15 protein-coding genes are annotated in these 14,143 nt (G+C 72.2%); 9 read left to right on the top strand and 6 right to left on the bottom strand.

The annotated features are described in order from the left end of the window. Window positions 1–97 precede the first annotated feature (97 nt). Genes I6J71_RS21315 through I6J71_RS21300 form a run of 4 tightly spaced genes read left to right on the top strand, consistent with a single transcriptional unit; the run spans window position 98 to window position 1,651 of the window. A complete protein-coding gene (locus tag I6J71_RS21315) occupies window positions 98–469 on the top strand; it encodes a hypothetical protein (protein WP_204096309.1) in 372 nt (123 codons plus the stop codon). After that, window positions 466–969 carry a flavin reductase family protein gene (locus I6J71_RS21310; protein ID WP_204096308.1) on the top strand — a complete coding sequence of 168 codons (504 nt, stop codon included), beginning with the start codon at window positions 466–468 and terminating at the stop codon, window positions 967–969. Before I6J71_RS21315 ends, I6J71_RS21310 begins: the two co-directional genes overlap by 4 nt. Then, on the top strand, window positions 966–1,250 hold the full coding sequence (locus I6J71_RS21305; protein WP_204096307.1) for a hypothetical protein: 285 nt from the start codon (window positions 966–968) through the stop codon (window positions 1,248–1,250). The genes I6J71_RS21310 and I6J71_RS21305 overlap by 4 nt, the downstream gene beginning before the upstream one ends. Window positions 1,251–1,282: 32 nt before the next feature. After that, the gene (locus I6J71_RS21300; RefSeq protein ID WP_239155121.1) at window positions 1,283–1,651 is read left to right on the top strand and encodes an FAD-dependent oxidoreductase; all 369 of its coding nucleotides are present in this window, start codon (window positions 1,283–1,285) and stop codon (window positions 1,649–1,651) included. Window positions 1,652–1,712: 61 nt separating this feature from the next. Here the strand turns inward: I6J71_RS21300 and I6J71_RS49815 are convergent, their stop codons facing one another. The 3 genes from I6J71_RS49815 to I6J71_RS21285 form a co-directional block, all read right to left on the bottom strand. Beyond that, window positions 1,713–1,928 carry a leucine zipper domain-containing protein gene (locus I6J71_RS49815; RefSeq protein WP_204097174.1) on the bottom strand — a complete coding sequence of 72 codons (216 nt, stop codon included), beginning with the start codon at window positions 1,926–1,928 and terminating at the stop codon, window positions 1,713–1,715. Window positions 1,929–2,053: 125 nt separating this feature from the next. Then, window positions 2,054–3,262 carry a Cmx/CmrA family chloramphenicol efflux MFS transporter gene (locus I6J71_RS21290; protein WP_204096305.1) on the bottom strand — a complete coding sequence of 403 codons (1,209 nt, stop codon included), beginning with the start codon at window positions 3,260–3,262 and terminating at the stop codon, window positions 2,054–2,056. A 75-nt stretch (window positions 3,263–3,337) separates the two neighbouring features. Continuing rightward, a complete protein-coding gene (locus tag I6J71_RS21285; protein ID WP_204096304.1) occupies window positions 3,338–3,922 on the bottom strand; it encodes a TetR/AcrR family transcriptional regulator in 585 nt (194 codons plus the stop codon). Window positions 3,923–4,007: 85 nt separating this feature from the next. On the opposite strand from I6J71_RS21285, the gene I6J71_RS21280 reads away from it, so the two are divergent. Continuing rightward, window positions 4,008–5,051 (top strand): ferrochelatase, encoded by a 1,044-nt coding sequence (locus I6J71_RS21280; RefSeq protein ID WP_204096303.1) that lies wholly within the window; start codon window positions 4,008–4,010, stop codon window positions 5,049–5,051. A 21-nt stretch (window positions 5,052–5,072) separates the two neighbouring features. On the opposite strand, the gene I6J71_RS21275 is transcribed toward I6J71_RS21280, so the two are convergent. Beyond that, window positions 5,073–5,996: an SDR family NAD(P)-dependent oxidoreductase gene (locus I6J71_RS21275; protein WP_204096302.1), complete on the bottom strand. Its 924-nt coding sequence runs from the start codon at window positions 5,994–5,996 to the stop codon at window positions 5,073–5,075. Window positions 5,997–6,097: 101 nt separating this feature from the next. On the opposite strand from I6J71_RS21275, the gene I6J71_RS21270 reads away from it, so the two are divergent. Continuing rightward, window positions 6,098–6,949 (top strand): helix-turn-helix transcriptional regulator, encoded by an 852-nt coding sequence (locus I6J71_RS21270; RefSeq protein ID WP_204096301.1) that lies wholly within the window; start codon window positions 6,098–6,100, stop codon window positions 6,947–6,949. A gap of 57 nt (window positions 6,950–7,006) precedes the next feature. Here the strand turns inward: I6J71_RS21270 and I6J71_RS21265 are convergent, their stop codons facing one another. Then, window positions 7,007–7,804 carry a hypothetical protein gene (locus I6J71_RS21265; protein WP_204096300.1) on the bottom strand — a complete coding sequence of 266 codons (798 nt, stop codon included), beginning with the start codon at window positions 7,802–7,804 and terminating at the stop codon, window positions 7,007–7,009. A 100-nt stretch (window positions 7,805–7,904) separates the two neighbouring features. Here I6J71_RS21265 and I6J71_RS21260 point away from each other — a divergent pair, with 100 nt between their 5' ends. After that, window positions 7,905–9,302, top strand: coding sequence for an ATP-binding protein (locus I6J71_RS21260; RefSeq protein ID WP_204096299.1), 1,398 nt, complete (start codon window positions 7,905–7,907; stop codon window positions 9,300–9,302). Next, window positions 9,302–11,260, top strand: coding sequence for a VWA domain-containing protein (locus I6J71_RS21255; RefSeq protein WP_204096298.1), 1,959 nt, complete (start codon window positions 9,302–9,304; stop codon window positions 11,258–11,260). The genes I6J71_RS21260 and I6J71_RS21255 overlap by 1 nt, the downstream gene beginning before the upstream one ends. A gap of 78 nt (window positions 11,261–11,338) precedes the next feature. Here the strand turns inward: I6J71_RS21255 and I6J71_RS21250 are convergent, their stop codons facing one another. After that, the gene (locus tag I6J71_RS21250) at window positions 11,339–12,673 is read right to left on the bottom strand and encodes a cytochrome P450 (RefSeq protein ID WP_204096297.1); all 1,335 of its coding nucleotides are present in this window, start codon (window positions 12,671–12,673) and stop codon (window positions 11,339–11,341) included. A gap of 210 nt (window positions 12,674–12,883) precedes the next feature. On the opposite strand from I6J71_RS21250, the gene mshC reads away from it, so the two are divergent. Continuing rightward, window positions 12,884–14,122, top strand: coding sequence for a cysteine--1-D-myo-inosityl 2-amino-2-deoxy-alpha-D-glucopyranoside ligase (mshC, locus tag I6J71_RS21245; RefSeq protein WP_204096296.1), 1,239 nt, complete (start codon window positions 12,884–12,886; stop codon window positions 14,120–14,122). The last annotated feature ends 21 nt before the right edge of the window (window positions 14,123–14,143 follow it).

Genomic DNA, 14,143 nt, shown 5'->3' with positions numbered 1-14,143 from the left:
TCAGCCAGCGGCTGGGCGACGGGCAGATCCCGCTGCTGTGGCACTAGCCGCGGCGGCGGGAAGGCATCGGCGCCGTGGTGCTCAGCCTGTACCCGCTGTGGGCGACCGCGAGTGGCCGGGCGCTGCTGGGCAGCTTGCCGTCCGCCAATGGCGCCGGTTGCTGCCGCGCGAGCCCGCGCCCCGGCTGACCGACGCGACCCCGCTCGACCCGGCGGGGATCAACAGCGTCATCAAGGCCGGGCTCAAGGGCGGCCTGCACTTCGAGCGGCGGGAGGTCCACAACGGACTGTGGTGCTGCTCGGTCGCGCTCGAACCCACGGGCTGCGGCGGACGGCTCGCCCTCGCGGCGGTCTGCCCCGAATCCGCCATGTACTGCGGCAAGAGGCGTTCACCACGATCGTCGGTCCCACAGCGCTCTCGGCGGGAAAGTGAGGCAGACATCGGGGATGTCCGAAGAGGAGTGCCATGACCGTCACCACGGGGCCTGCCGGAGTTGACGGGGAGCTGTTCCGCGAAGCGATGGCGGGCGTGTGCGCGCCGGTGTCCGTCGTGACGACGTTGCACGAAGGCCGTCCGCACGGGACGACGGTCAGCGCGTTCGCGGCGCTGTCGGCCGATCGGCCGCTGGTGAGCGTCGCGCCGGACTCCGGATCGCGGCTGCTCGCCCGGGTCCACGCCACCGGGCGGATCGGGGGTCAACGTGCTGACGCGGGAGCACTCGGGCCTCGCGCTGAGCTTCGCGAGCAAGGCGGCGGACAAGTTCGCGGACGTCGACTGGATCCTCGACGACGGGCTCCCACGGCTGCCCGGGCCGGCTGGCTGGCCTGCACCGTTGCGGACCTGGTGCCGGTCGGCGATCATGTCGTCACGTTCGCGCCCGTCACGTCGGCGGCGCCGCGGCCGGCCGAACCGCTGACGTACCACAATCGGGCGTTCGGAACCCATCTCCCGGAGGAGGCACGCTCGTGAAGGTTGTCGTCGGCACGGACGCGGAGCTGGTGGAGGCGGCCGACTTGACCTCGCTGTCGGTCGAACGTCGCGGCGAGGCGGACGTCGACGCGGTGCTGCGCGCGGCCGGCGCCGGCAGCGCCGCGGACGAGCACGCGTGGCTGTCCATCGCGTGGCTGCGCGCCCGCGGCCCGGCCGGCGACGCCGAATGGCCCGCCGGGTTCGCGAAGATGATCCACTACGCCGCCTCGAAGGGCTGGGCGGACGCCGAGCACAAGACCGTGCGCGCCCACATCGTCTGAGACACGGGACAGGAGCGCGCGGGGACGCGATCGTGATCGGCAGCGGGGTCAACGGCCTCGTCGCCGCGGCCGAGCTGGCCGGCGCCGGGTGGTCGGTGACGCTCGTGGAGCGCAACGACCGGCTCGGCGGGTTCATCGCCAGCGAGGACCGCACGCTGCCGGGTTACGTCCACGACACGTTCTCCTCGTGGCACCCGTTGTTCGTTTCCGGCGGCGCTTACGCGGCGCTCGGCGAGGAACTGCACCGGCACGGGCTCGGCAGGGTGGATTTCGGCGTAGGCGATGCGGGTCTGGTCGTCGATGGCGCAGTGGACATAGTCGTAGCCGACCCGGTTCCCGGGCGGGCGTGGCGTCGTTGGAGGCTGTCGCGTCCGTGTGGTTGCCAGCGGTCGCCCTCGTAGCGGCGGAGTGGTTGTCCGGTCGGGCGGTCCGGTCAGGCCGGCTCCGCTATGTGGCGGCGCGTCAGGACCCGTGCACCGTAGAGGCGTGGAGGCCGAGGATCCCGTCGAGGCGGGGACCAGGCGCCGGGTGCGTCGCGGCCGGATGATCGATCCGCTGCTCGGTCCGGTCGGGGACAGGAGCGTGGCAGGGGTGTGGCCTGCTGCCGCGATCGAGCAGACCGGCCTCGCCTTCGTCGCGGTACCGGCGGACCCACTTGTGCCCGGTCGTGCGTGAGATGCCGGTTCGGCGGCGACGTGGGCCACCGGATGTCGCGCGTGAACGCGCTCGACCAGCAACCGTCGGCCGTGCAGGGTCACCCCGTCGCGCCGCTCACCCCTCAACCACGTCCATGGGCACAACACCTAGCGCGCCGCGGCCGCCTCGGGGGAGCGCGCCGAACCGCGGGCGACGGAATCGGTGCGGGCGTCGTCGGACCGCTGCAGGCGCAGGGCGAAGGTGACGGCGGCGAGCGCCAGCCCGCCGAGCACCGCGCCCACCCAGGCGACGCTCGGGAACCCGAGGCCCGCGTTGAGCGCGACCCCGCCCAGCCACGGTCCCGCGGTGTTGCCGACGTTGAAGCCCGAGGTCGTGCTGGCGCCGACCAGCGGGGAAGACCCACCGGCGACGGTGTACGCGCGGACGTTCAGCGCCGGGTTCGCGGCGAACGCGGCGGCGCCCAGCACGAGGACCGCGATCACGGCCACCGTCGCGTGCGAGGCGAGGGCCAGGGTGACGAGGGCGGCGACGGCGAGGCCGAGGCTGCCGTACAGCGTCGCGAACGGGTGGGCGTCGGCGAGCTTGCCGCCCGCGAGGATGCCGATCAGCGCACCGGCGCCGAAGAGCACCAGTACGAGCGGAACCCACGACGAGCCCACGCCGTCGGTCATCGTGAGCAGCGGGGCGAGGTAGCTGAACGCCGCGAACACCATGGCCTGCGCGAGCGCGATCACCCCGAGCGCCAGCCAGAACCGGCCCCTGCGGAACACCCGCAGTTCGGTCCGCACGCGCAGAGCCGACGAATCCGCGATGGTGCGCGGCACGAACGCGAGTACCCCGGCCACCGCGATCACGGTCAGCGCGGCCACCGCCCAGAACGCCGTGCGCCAGCCCGCGTGCTGACCGAGGAACGTGCCGGCGGGGACGCCGGCGATGTTCGCCACGGTCAGCCCGCCGACCAGCACGGCGAGCGCGCGCCCGCGGCGCGCGGCGGGCACCAGCGAGACGGTGGTCGCCGCCGCGACGGCCCAGAACCCGGCGCAGGCGAGCGCGCTCACGACGCGCGTCGCGAACAGCAGGCCGTAGCCGGGGGCCAGTGCCCCGGCGACGTGCGCGCCGGCGAACACCGCGAGGAGCGCGAGCAGGGTCGCCCGGCGCGGGAGTTTCAGGGTGCCGACGGCCAGCAGCGGCGCGCCGACGACCATGCCGATGGCGAACGCCGAGATGAGCAGGCCGGCGTCGGGAATGCTGACCCCGAGATCGGCCGCCATCCCGGGCAGCAGGCCGGTGATCATGAACTCCGAGGTGCCGAGGGCGAAGATGCTGAGCCCGAGCACGAATACGGCCAGCGGCACGGTTAGTCACTCCTTTTGGATTGATCAGTACACAATGAGCCCGTGAAGCATCGACGGTGATGGCGGGTGGGTCGGTCAGCGGCGGGCGAGTGCGGCGACGGCGATGTCGGCCACCGCCGTCATCGCCGGGCGCAGTGCGCCGCGGCGGGACATCAGCCGCAGCCCGCTCACAGTGCTGTGCACGAATTCCGCGATGTCGCGCGGATTCCGGTCGCGGGTGACACTGCCGTCGGCCTGGCCGAGGCGGGCGCACTCGGTGAGCGACGCCAGGTGTGCTTCGGTGTCGGCGTCGACCCTTGCGCGGATTTCGGCGTCGGCGGTGCCGAACTCGGCGACGGTGTTCACGATCAGGCAGCCGCGGCGCCCGTTCGTGAGTTCGTCGTCGATCACGGACGCGAGCAGCCGGCGGATCCCGTCGAGACCGTCCTCGGCTTGTGCCACCACTGCCGCGCGCCCTTGGACGCCGCGCTCGATGTAGTGCTCGAGCGCGCGCCGGAACAGGATTTCCTTGCTGGTGAAGGTGTTGTACACGCTGCTGCGGCCCAGCCCGGTCGCGGCGCACAGGTCCTGGGTCGAGGTGGCCTCGTAACCGCGGGCCCAGAAGGCGTTCATGGCGCCTTCCAGGGCTTGGGTCTCGTCGAACTCGCGTGGCCTGGGCATGCCGCCACCGTACCAGGTTTTGGATAGAGCAGTACACAATAAGCCCGGCCCGTCGTGCGCGCCGCCACAGGAGCAAGATGGCACCGTGGGTTACGACGCGTTGTTATGGCTTTCGTTCGGCGGTCCGGAAGGGCCCGACGAGGTGATGCCGTTCCTGGAGAACGTCACCCGGGGCCGGGGGGTGCCGCGAGAGCGGCTGCTCGAGGTCGCCGAGCACTACCAGCACTTCGGCGGGGTGTCGCCGATCAACCGGCTCAACCGGGCGGCCATCGCGGCGGTCGAGAAGCAGTTGGTGGCCGAAGGGCTCGACCTGCCAGTGTACTTCGGCAACCGCAACTGGCAGCCCATGGTCGAGGACACGGTCGCGCGGATGAAGGCCGACGGCGTGCAGCGCGTGCTCGCGTTCCCCACCAGTGCGTACGGCGGTTACTCCGCGTGCCGGCAGTACGACGAGGACATCGAGCGCGCCCGTGCCGCTGTCGGGGCCGGTGCGCCGGAGATCGTGAAGCTGCGCCAGTTCTTCGACCACCCGCTGTTCATCTCCGCGGTCGCCGACGCCGTGCGCGCCGCCCACGCCCGCCTCGGCGACCGGCCGGACACGCGCACCGTGTTCACCGCGCACTCGGTACCCGTGAGCGCCGACGTGGCCGCCGGCCCGCCGGACGAAGGGGGCCACCGTTACTCCCGCCAGATCGCCGAAGCCGCCCGGCTCGTGGCCGCCGAGGCGGGCCTCACGGAGTACGACGTGGTGTGGCAGTCGCGGTCCGGGCCGCCACAGGTGCCGTGGCTCGAGCCGGACATCGTCGACCACCTCGACGCGCTGCACGAGGCCGGGGTGAAGTCGGTGGTGGTGAGCCCCATCGGGTTCGTGTCCGACCACCTCGAGGTGATCTGGGACCTCGACAACGAAGCTGCCGAGCGCGCCGCCGAGCACGGGATGGCCTTCGCCCGCGCAGCGACGCCGGACGTGGACCCGCGCTTCGCGGAACTGGTGGTCGAACTGGTGCGTGAGCACGTGTCCGGCGCGCCGGCGCGCAAGCTTTCGCCATTCCCGGCCGCCGGGTGCACGGTCAACGGCGCGCCCTGTGCTCCCGGCTGCTGCGAACCGGCGACGCGCCCGGCTCGCTGACGCCACGGGTCCGCTGCGAGCTCAGCGCACCAGATCCGTGGCCACGGCCCAGAGCCGCGCCGCGTTGTCCGGATCCAGGGCGTAGGTCGCGACCCCCGGCACGCCGAACTCCGCAGGCCGTTCGGTCACCACGGGGGCCTCGGCCACGTCTTCGAAGTACCGGCCGCCCACGCCGTCCGCGAGCGGTGACGCGGCGAGGAACACCGCCGTCGCGTCACCCTGTTCCACCGTTTTCCGGTACGGCTCGGGCGTTTTCAGCCCGCCCGTGTGCTTCTGCAGGTTGGTCGCGATGGCACCGGGGTGCAGTGCGTTCACCCGGATCCCCTCGGCCGCCCACCGGCAGTCCGCTTCGACGGCGAAGAGCACCTGCGCCGTCTTCGACTGGCCGTAGGCGGTGAGCGGGTCGTAGGGCCGGAAGCGGAACGCGAGATCGTCGAACACCACGGGGGAGAACAGGTGACCGGCCGACGACACCGAGACCACGCGGGCGGACCCGGCTCGCGCGAGCGCGTCGTGCAAGCCGAGGGCGAGCGCGAAGTGGCCGAGGTAGTTGGTCGCGAACTGCTGTTCCTGCCCGTGCGTACCGCGCTCGAGTTCGGGCAGCGCCATGATCCCGGCGTTGCCGACGAGGATGTGCAGCGGCCCGCGCCAGCCGCCGGTGAACGCGTTCACGGAGTCCAGGGCGGCGAGGTCCAGCCGGGCGACGTGGATCGCGTCGTTGCCCGTTTTGCTCCGCAGCTCGGCCGCGATCGGCTGCCCGGCGTCGGGCCGACGCACCGCGAGCGTCACCTCGGCGCCGGCGGCCGCCAGCGCCCGAGCCGTTTCGATCCCGAGTCCCGAACCGGCCCCGGTCACCACCGCCCGCCGGCCGCCGAGGTCGACACCGTCGGTGACGTCGGTCGCGGTCGTCGTGCGGCCGAACGGCGTCTTCAGAAGTCCACTCATGCCCTCCAGCGTGCGCACGACCGCGGCGACCAGGCAGGATCGCCTGACACCAGGACCGGCAGGGCCACCCACATCCGGCGCAGCGCACCTAGACTCGCGGGGTGACGAACGCGCTCGGTGACTACCTCCGGACCCGGCGGGAGCGCCTCACCCCGGCGGAAGCCGGCCTGCCCGGTCACGGCCACCGCCGCGTGCCGGGGCTGCGGCGGGAAGAGGTCGCGTTCCTCGCCGGTGTGAGCGGCGACTACTACGTCCGCCTGGAACAGGGCCGCGACCGGCACCCGTCCGAACAGGTCCTGCTGGGCATCGCACGGCTGCTACGCCTGGACGAAGACGCCACCCGGTACCTGCTCCAGCTGGCGAACCCGCCCGCGCACCGCCGTCGCGCGCCCCGGCCTGAGCAGGCGAGCGAGGGCATCCGCACCCTCATCGACAGCTGGCCGCTCACCCTGGCCTACGTGCACGGCCGCTACCTCGACGTGCTCGCGGCCAACCGGCTCGCCGTGGCCCTGTCGCCGTTCAACGCACCGGGGTACAACAGCATCCTGGCGGCGTTCCTCGAACCGGAGATGCGGGAGCTGTACGAAGACTGGGAGGACATGACCGCGCGGGTGGTCCCGTACCTGCGCGCGATCGACGGCGCGGACACCGAGGACCCCAGACTGGTCGAGCTCCTCGGCCAGCTGACGCTGCGCAGCGAACGGTTCAGCACGCTGTGGGCGCGCCAGGACGTGAAGCGCAAGAGCACCGGGGCCACGCGGTTCAACCACCCGCAGGCCGGCCCGTTGCAGCTGCACTACGAGAAGCTCGTGGTGCCCGGCAGCGAACAGACGCTGATCACCTACCACGCCGAGCCCGGTTCGGAGACCGAAGAACGGCTGCAGCTGCTCGCGATGCTCAGCGCGCCCGGCGAAGTCCGCGACAGCCCGGCCTCCCGCAGCCAGCGCGACTGACGCACTCGGCGTTCGCTCACAGCTGAGCCGACGGCTGTTCGCGGTGAGCTGAACCGCTCACGGCTGGCGGTCGGCCTGCTCCGCGAACACCCGCACCGCTTCGTTGACCGCCGCGGTCCGGGCCGTGCGGACGGCGTCCGACAGCGGCCGCAACGCTTCCGCGCGACGGGTCGCGGCCGAAGCGGACAGGGCGCCGCCCGGGTCGTCGGTCTGCGCGATGGCCAGGATCGCCGAGATCTCTTCCGCGCGCTGCAGCACGCGCAGCGCCCGGGCGGGCGTGCCGGCCGGCCATTCGACCTGCGGGCGCGACCTCAGGTGCGCCGACAGCTCCGCGCGCACGCCGGGGCGGTCGCTGGCCACGTCGAGCGTTTGCAGCGCGCCGGCGCTCGCGCGGATGGCGTCGGTGAGCCCGTGCTCGGCGTCGGCGAGCGGCTGGTACTCCAGCGGGATCGCCGAGGCCAGCGAGTACACGGTCCAGCGCACCAGGCCTTCCGCGATCGGTTCGGGCACGAGGCCGAACCCGAGCTCGGTCAGCACCGTCGCGTCACCACAGCGCAGAGCCGCTTCGGCGAACGGGCCGCCCCCGCCGAGGCCCCGGACGTCACCGGGCACGGGGAGCACGAGCTGGGCGCTCTTGGCCCCCTGCGCGCGCAGCGCCACGAGGAGCTGGACGGGGGTGGCCGCGCGGTTGAACGCGAGCGGCAGGTCGAAGGCCTCGGCCGCGGGGGCGTCGGCCGCGACGACGTCGTGGGCTTCGCCCCAGGCAGCGAGGGCGTCGAGCACATCGTCGGAAGCGGCGGCTCCGTTCAGCCACGCGGAGGACCAGACGGCGAGGGTCGCACTGGGACGGCACACGACGCTCTATTTTACCGGTACTCGACACTTCGTGGACGATCGCCCACGCTGGAGTCGCTCCACGTCGACGTATGGCGGAACGGTAAGTAGCGTCGTCGGGGTGACCGCTGTTCCAGACTCACTTCCCCGTACCGCGGGCGAGCTCCGCGCCGCCGGGTACACCCCGCGTCCCATCGCGCAGGAGATCCACGACAACCTGCTCACGGCGCTGAAGGAGGGCCGCGATGCGTGGCCCGGCATCGTCGGCTTCTCCCGCACTGTGCTGCCGCAGCTCGAGCGCGCGCTGCTCGCCGGCCACGACGTCGTCCTGCTCGGAGAACGAGGCCAGGGCAAGACCCGCCTGCTGCGCACCCTCGCCGGCCTGCTCGACGAGTGGACCCCCGTGATCGAGGGCTCCGAGCTCGGCGAGCACCCCCTCGCCCCGATCACCCCCGCGTCCCTCCGCCGCGCGGCGGAGCAGGGCGACGACCTGCCGGTGGCCTGGCGCCACCGCAGCGAGCGCTACACCGAGAAGCTCGCGACACCGGACACGTCCGTCGGCGACCTCATCGGCGACGTCGACCCGGTGAAGGTGGCCGAAGGCCGCAGCCTCGGTGATCCCGAGACGATCCACTTCGGGCTCGTCCCCCGCGCGCACCGCGGCATCGTGGCGATCAACGAGCTGCCCGACCTGGCCGAGCGCATCCAGGTCGCGCTGCTCAACGTGATGGAGGAGCGCGACATCCAGGTCCGTGGCTACACGCTGCGGCTGCCGCTGGACGTGCTGCTCGTCGCCACCGCCAACCCGGAGGACTACACCAACCGCGGGCGCATCATCACGCCGCTGAAGGACCGCTTCGGCGCGGAGATCCGCACCCACTACCCGCTCGACGTCGACGCCGAAGTCGCCGTGGTGCGCCAGGAAGCGCACCTCGTGGCCGAGGTGGGCGAGCCGCTGCTGGAGGTGCTGGCCCGGTTCGTGCGCAACCTGCGCGAATCGCCGGTGATCGACCAGCGTTCGGGTGTGTCCGCCCGGTTCGCCGTGGCCGCGGCCGAAACCGTCGCGGCGGCGGCGCTGCGCCGGGCGGCGCTCACCGGGGAGGAGCCGGCCGTGGCCCGGCCGGTCGACCTCGACGCGGTGCCCGCCGTGCTGCGCGGCAAGATCGAGTTCGAGCCGGGCGAGGAGGGCCGGGAGGTCGAGCACCTCGTGCACCTGCTGCGCCGGGCCATCGCCGAAACCGCGCGGGAGCGCTTCGCCGGGCTGGACCTGCGTCCGCTGTCCGACGCCGTCGCCGACGGCCACCTCGTGGCCACCGGCGAGCGGGTGCCGGGCAGGGACGTGCTGGCCGCGCTGCCGGAGCTGCCGGTGCTCCACGAGGTCGCCCAGCGTGCCGGGGTGTCCTCCGACGAGCCGGCCGGCCGCATCGCGGCCGCGGTGGAACTCGCGCTGGAGTCGCTGTACCTGGCCCGCCGGCTGGCGAAGGACTCCGACGACCACACCACGGTGTACGGGCAGTAATGCCGCTGCTTCCGGAGGGGTACTCCTACGGCCCGTGGCACGACGGGCCGGACCCGCTGGCGCCGCCCGCGGACCTGCGCGACGCGCTCGACGAGATCGGCCGCGACGTGATGGGCGGTGCGTCACCGCGCTCGGCGCTGGAAGAGCTGCTGCGCCGAGGCACCGAACGCACGGCGGGCCTGGACGAGCTGACGCGGCGGCTGTGGCAGCGCCGCTCGGAGATCCAGCGCCGGCACCGTCTCGACGGCACGCTGCAGGAGGTGCAGCAGCTGCTGCGCGAGGCGCTGGACGCCGAGCGCCGCGAGCTGTTCCCGGACCCGGACGACGAGGCGCGCTTCCGTGAGGCGCAGCTCGACGCCCTGCCGCCGGGCACCGCCGCGGCCGTGCGCGAGCTGAGCGACTACGACTGGCGCTCCTCGGAGGGCCGGGACAAGTACGAGCAGATCCGCGAACTGCTCGGCCGGGAGGCGCTCGACGCAAGGTTCCAGGGCATGAAGGAGGCGCTGCAGAACGCCGGGCCCGAGGACGTCGAACGCGTCAACCAGATGCTCTCGGACCTCAACGCGCTCCTGCAGGCGCACGCGCAGGGCGCGGAGGACATCGACGAGCGCTTCTCCGAGTTCATGCGCCGGCACGGCGAGTTCTTTCCGGAGAACCCGCAGAACGTGGACGAGTTGATCGACGCGCTCGCCGCCCGGTCGGCGGCCGCGCAGCGGATGATGAACTCGATGTCCGCCGAGCAGCGCGCCGAGCTGATGGAACTGACGCAACAGGCGTTCGGCGACCCCCGCATCGCCCAGCAGCTGTCCGCTTTGGACGCCCAGCTGCAGGCGCTGCGGCCAGGGGAGGACTGGACATCGTCGGAGCGCTTCCGAGGCCAGGACCCGCTCGGCATGGGCGAAGGCGCGCAGGCGATGCAGGACCTCGCGGAACTGGACAACCTGGCGGAGCAGCTGGGCCAGTCCTATCCGGGCGCCCGGCTGGAGGACATCGACCTGGAGGCGCTGCAGCGCCAGCTCGGACCCGACGCCGGCGTCGACGCACAGCGGCTGTCCGAATTGGAGCGGGAGCTGCGCCGCCAGGGCCTGTTCGAACGCGCGGCCGACGGCTCACTCCGGTTGTCGCCCAAGGCGTTGCGGCGTCTGGGTGAGACGGCGCTGTCCGATGTGGTGAACTCGCTGCGCGGAAAGACGGGCGAGCGAGAGACCGAGTCGGCGGGCGCCGCGGGTGAACCCACGGGGTCGAGCCGGCCGTGGCGGTTCGGGGACATGCAGCCCTGGGATGTGCCGCGGACGGTCCGCAACGCCGTGCTGCGCTCGACCTCGGTCGGCTCGCGGGCGGTGACGCTCGACGTCCAGGACGTGGAGGTCGTCGAGACCGAGCACCGCTCCCGCGCGGCGGTGGCGCTGCTGGTGGACACGTCGTGGTCGATGATCCAGGAGGGCCGCTGGCTGCCGATGAAGCGCACGGCGCTCGCGCTGCACCAGCTGATCTCCACGCGGTTCCGCAACGACGCGTTGCAGCTGATCACCTTCGGCCGCTACGCGACGAAGGTGGACCTGCCGGAGCTGGTGGGCCTGGAGGGCACGTGGGAGCAGGGCACGAACGCCCACCACGCGCTGCTGCTGGCCGGTCAGCACCTGCGCCGCCACCCCGACGCGCAGCCGGTGGTCCTGATGGTGACCGACGGCGAGCCGACGGCGCATCTGGAACCCGACGGCGAGGCGGTGTTCGACTACCCGCCGGACCCGCGGACCATCTACAAGACACTGTCCGAAGTGGACCGGATCGCGAAGATGGGCGCGTCCGTCACGGTGTTCCGGCTCGGGGACGACCCGCGGCTGGAGGCGTTCGTGGACACCATCGCCCGCCGCTCCGGCGGGCGCGTGGTGGCACCCGACCTCGACGGCCTGGGCGCCGCCGTCGTCGGCGACTACCTCCGCAAGCGGCGGAGTTGATTTTCCGGCGCCCCGCGAAATCGCATCGTACGGTTCCCTCCCGGCCTTTCCTCTAACCTGACCACAGCGCGAGATCGCTCAAAGGCGATCTCGCACGCCTCGGCGAAGCCGAGGCAGTTCACGATTGTGGACAACAATGCGTGCGCCGTCGCCGGGGACGAGGGTGATGTGGCGGGTCTTGGTGCGTTCGGGCTTGCGTGCGGCGGGCGTCAAGCGGTAGCGGCGGAACAGCTCCTCGAGCACGATCGTGGCCTCCAGCAACGAAAAGCCGGCGCCCAAGCACCGGCGGACGCCGCCGCCGAACGGGAACCACGTGCCGGTGGCGGGGCCGCCGCCGAGGAACCTCGCCGGGTCGAACACCTCGGGGGAGGGGTGGTGCGCCGGGTCGGCGTGGACCATCGAGATCGACGGCAGCACGGTGTGCCCCGCCGGGATCCGGTAGCCGCCGAACTCGATGTCCTTGGTCAGCCGGCGCGCGACCTCGGAGATGATCGGGTGCAACCGCATCGCCTCCTTCGCGACGGCTTCGAGGTAGCGCTCGTCGCCCTCGTCAGCCGCCTTCGTGGTGGCCGCGGCGGCAACGGGGTTGCGCGCCAGCTCGTGCAGCGACCACGCAAGTGCCGTCGCGGTGGTCTCGTGGCCGGCGAGCAGGAGCGTCACGAGCTGATCGCGCAGCTCCGTGTCGGTCAGCGGGTCGTCACCGGGCACGGTGAGCAGCCGCGACAACACGTCCGTGCGGTTCTCGAGGTCGGGCGCCGTCCGGCGGTCGGCGATCTCGGCGTGGATCAGCTCGTCGACCCGCACGGCGATCTCGCGGTTGCGCCGCCACGGTCCGAGCTTCTGCAGCACCGGGCTGTGCCAGCCGAAGATGTCCAGCGCACCCACGTCGATGACGTGGCCCAGCAGCTTGCGCAGCTCCTCCAGACGGGGTCCCTCGCCGACGCCGAATACCACGCGCAAGATGATCTCCAGCGTCAGCGCCTGCATGCGCTCGTGCACGCGGAACGGCCGGTCGGCTTGCCAGCTGTCCAGCTCGGCCCTGGTCAGGTCCGTGACCATGGCCCGGTAGCCGCGCAGCGCGGCGCCGTGGAACGCGGGCATCAGCAGCTTGCGGGTGCGCAGGTGCTCCTGCTCGTCGGTCAGCAGCACCGAGTGCTCACCCATGATCGGCTTGAGCACCACGTTGCCCTCACCGGCGTGGAAGGTCTCCACGGGCCCGGAGAAGACCTCGCGGATCAGCTCGACATCGCCGACCAGCACCACGTTGCGTTCGGGGTAGATCCGCAGCCGCACGAGGTCGCCGTAGCGGCGGCGCAGCAGGGGGAGAAACTTGTGCCGGAACGCACCGAACAGCACCGTCTGCGCGAACACAGGCAGGTGCGGACCGGGCGGGAGCGGGGACGAGGTTCTCATCACAGTAGGCAGACCCACACGGACGTTCCTACTCGCGCGTAACCTGCCTTGTCCACCACGCCGTCAGCTGACCACGCTGCGAGATCGCGCCGGGTTCCGGAATGAGTGATGCGATCGGCCCCCGGCCGATCCGATCGCTCACTCCGGAACCCGGCTCAACAGCGATCTCGCCCGCCGCGGCGAAGCCGCGGCCAAAGATACAGTCGGACTATGCAGACTTGGTCCTCCGTCGACGTGCCCCGGTTGCCGGGCACGCCTCGCCCGCTCCGGCTCCACGACTCGTCGACCGGGCAGATCCGCCCGACGGCACCCGGCGCCACCGCCCGGATGTACGTCTGCGGCATCACCCCCTACGACGCCACGCACCTCGGCCACGCGGCCACCTACCTGGCGTTCGACCTGGTGAACCGCGTGTGGCGGGACAACGGGCACGAGGTCCACTACGTGCAGAACGTCACCGACATCGACGACCCGCTGCTGGAGCGTGCCGAACGCGACTCCGACGACTGGGTCGTGCTCGGCATGCGCGAGACGGCGCTGTTCCGCGAGGACATGGAGGCGCTGCGCGTCCTGCCGCCGCGGCAGTTCGTGAGCGTCGTGGCGGCGATCCCCGAGATCGTGGAGGTCATCGCGAAGCTGGTCGCCAACGGCAGTGCGTATCGAGTGGACGACGCGCAGCACCCCGACGTGTACTTCGACCACTCCGCGACCGGCCGGTTCGGCTACGAGTCGAACTACGACGAGCCGACGATGGCGAAGTTCTTCGCCGAGCGCGGGGGAGACCCGGACCGCCCGGGCAAGCGCCACCCGCTCGACGCGTTGCTGTGGCGCGTCGCCCGTGACGGCGAGCCGTCCTGGGAGTCGGAGCTGGGGGCCGGGCGCCCGGGCTGGCACATCGAGTGCAGCGCGATCTCGGTGAACCGGCTGGGCTTCGGGTTCGACGTGCAGGGCGGTGGTTCGGACCTCCGGTTTCCGCACCACGAGTTCAGCGCGGCCCACGCGGAGGCGGCCGCCGGTGACCACCCGTTCGCCCGCCACTACGTGCACGCCGGGATGATCGGCCTCGACGGCGAGAAGATGTCGAAGTCGCGTGGGAACCTGGTGTTCGTCTCGCGGCTGCGCGCTGACGGCGTCGACACCGCCGCCATCCGCCTGGCGCTGTTCGCCGGCCACTACCGCGAAGACCGGCCGTGGACCGACACGCTGCTCGCCGAGGCGCAGGAGCGCCTGGGCCGCTGGCGCGAGGCCGTGGCCCTGCCCGCGGGCCCCGACGCGACCGAGACCCTCGCCCGCGTGCGCGATCACCTCTCCGACGACCTCGATACCCCCAAGGCACTCGAAGCGATCGACGCCTGGGTCACCGCCGCGCTGCGCCGGGATGGCACCGACACCACGGCGTCCGGCCTCATCCGCATCGCGGCCGACGCCCTGCTGGGCATCGCCCTCTGAGGTCGCCGGTAGTCGCCGGCC

The organism is Amycolatopsis sp. FDAARGOS 1241 (genome assembly GCF_016889705.1).
Taxonomy (GTDB): Bacteria; Actinomycetota; Actinomycetes; order Mycobacteriales; family Pseudonocardiaceae; genus Amycolatopsis.
This window is presented reverse-complemented; position numbering and strand designations above follow the sequence as displayed.

Coding starts and splice junctions, on each gene's coding strand:
- I6J71_RS21255 (WP_204096298.1), top strand. CDS start 9,302: ATGCCGCTGCTTCCGGAGGGGTACTCCTACGGCCCGTGGCACGACGGG.
- I6J71_RS21285 (WP_204096304.1), bottom strand. CDS start 3,922: ATGCCCAGGCCACGCGAGTTCGACGAGACCCAAGCCCTGGAAGGCGCC.
- mshC (WP_204096296.1), top strand. CDS start 12,884: ATGCAGACTTGGTCCTCCGTCGACGTGCCCCGGTTGCCGGGCACGCCT.
- I6J71_RS21250 (WP_204096297.1), bottom strand. CDS start 12,673: ATGAGAACCTCGTCCCCGCTCCCGCCCGGTCCGCACCTGCCTGTGTTC.
- I6J71_RS21275 (WP_204096302.1), bottom strand. CDS start 5,996: ATGAGTGGACTTCTGAAGACGCCGTTCGGCCGCACGACGACCGCGACC.
- I6J71_RS21310 (WP_204096308.1), top strand. CDS start 466: ATGACCGTCACCACGGGGCCTGCCGGAGTTGACGGGGAGCTGTTCCGC.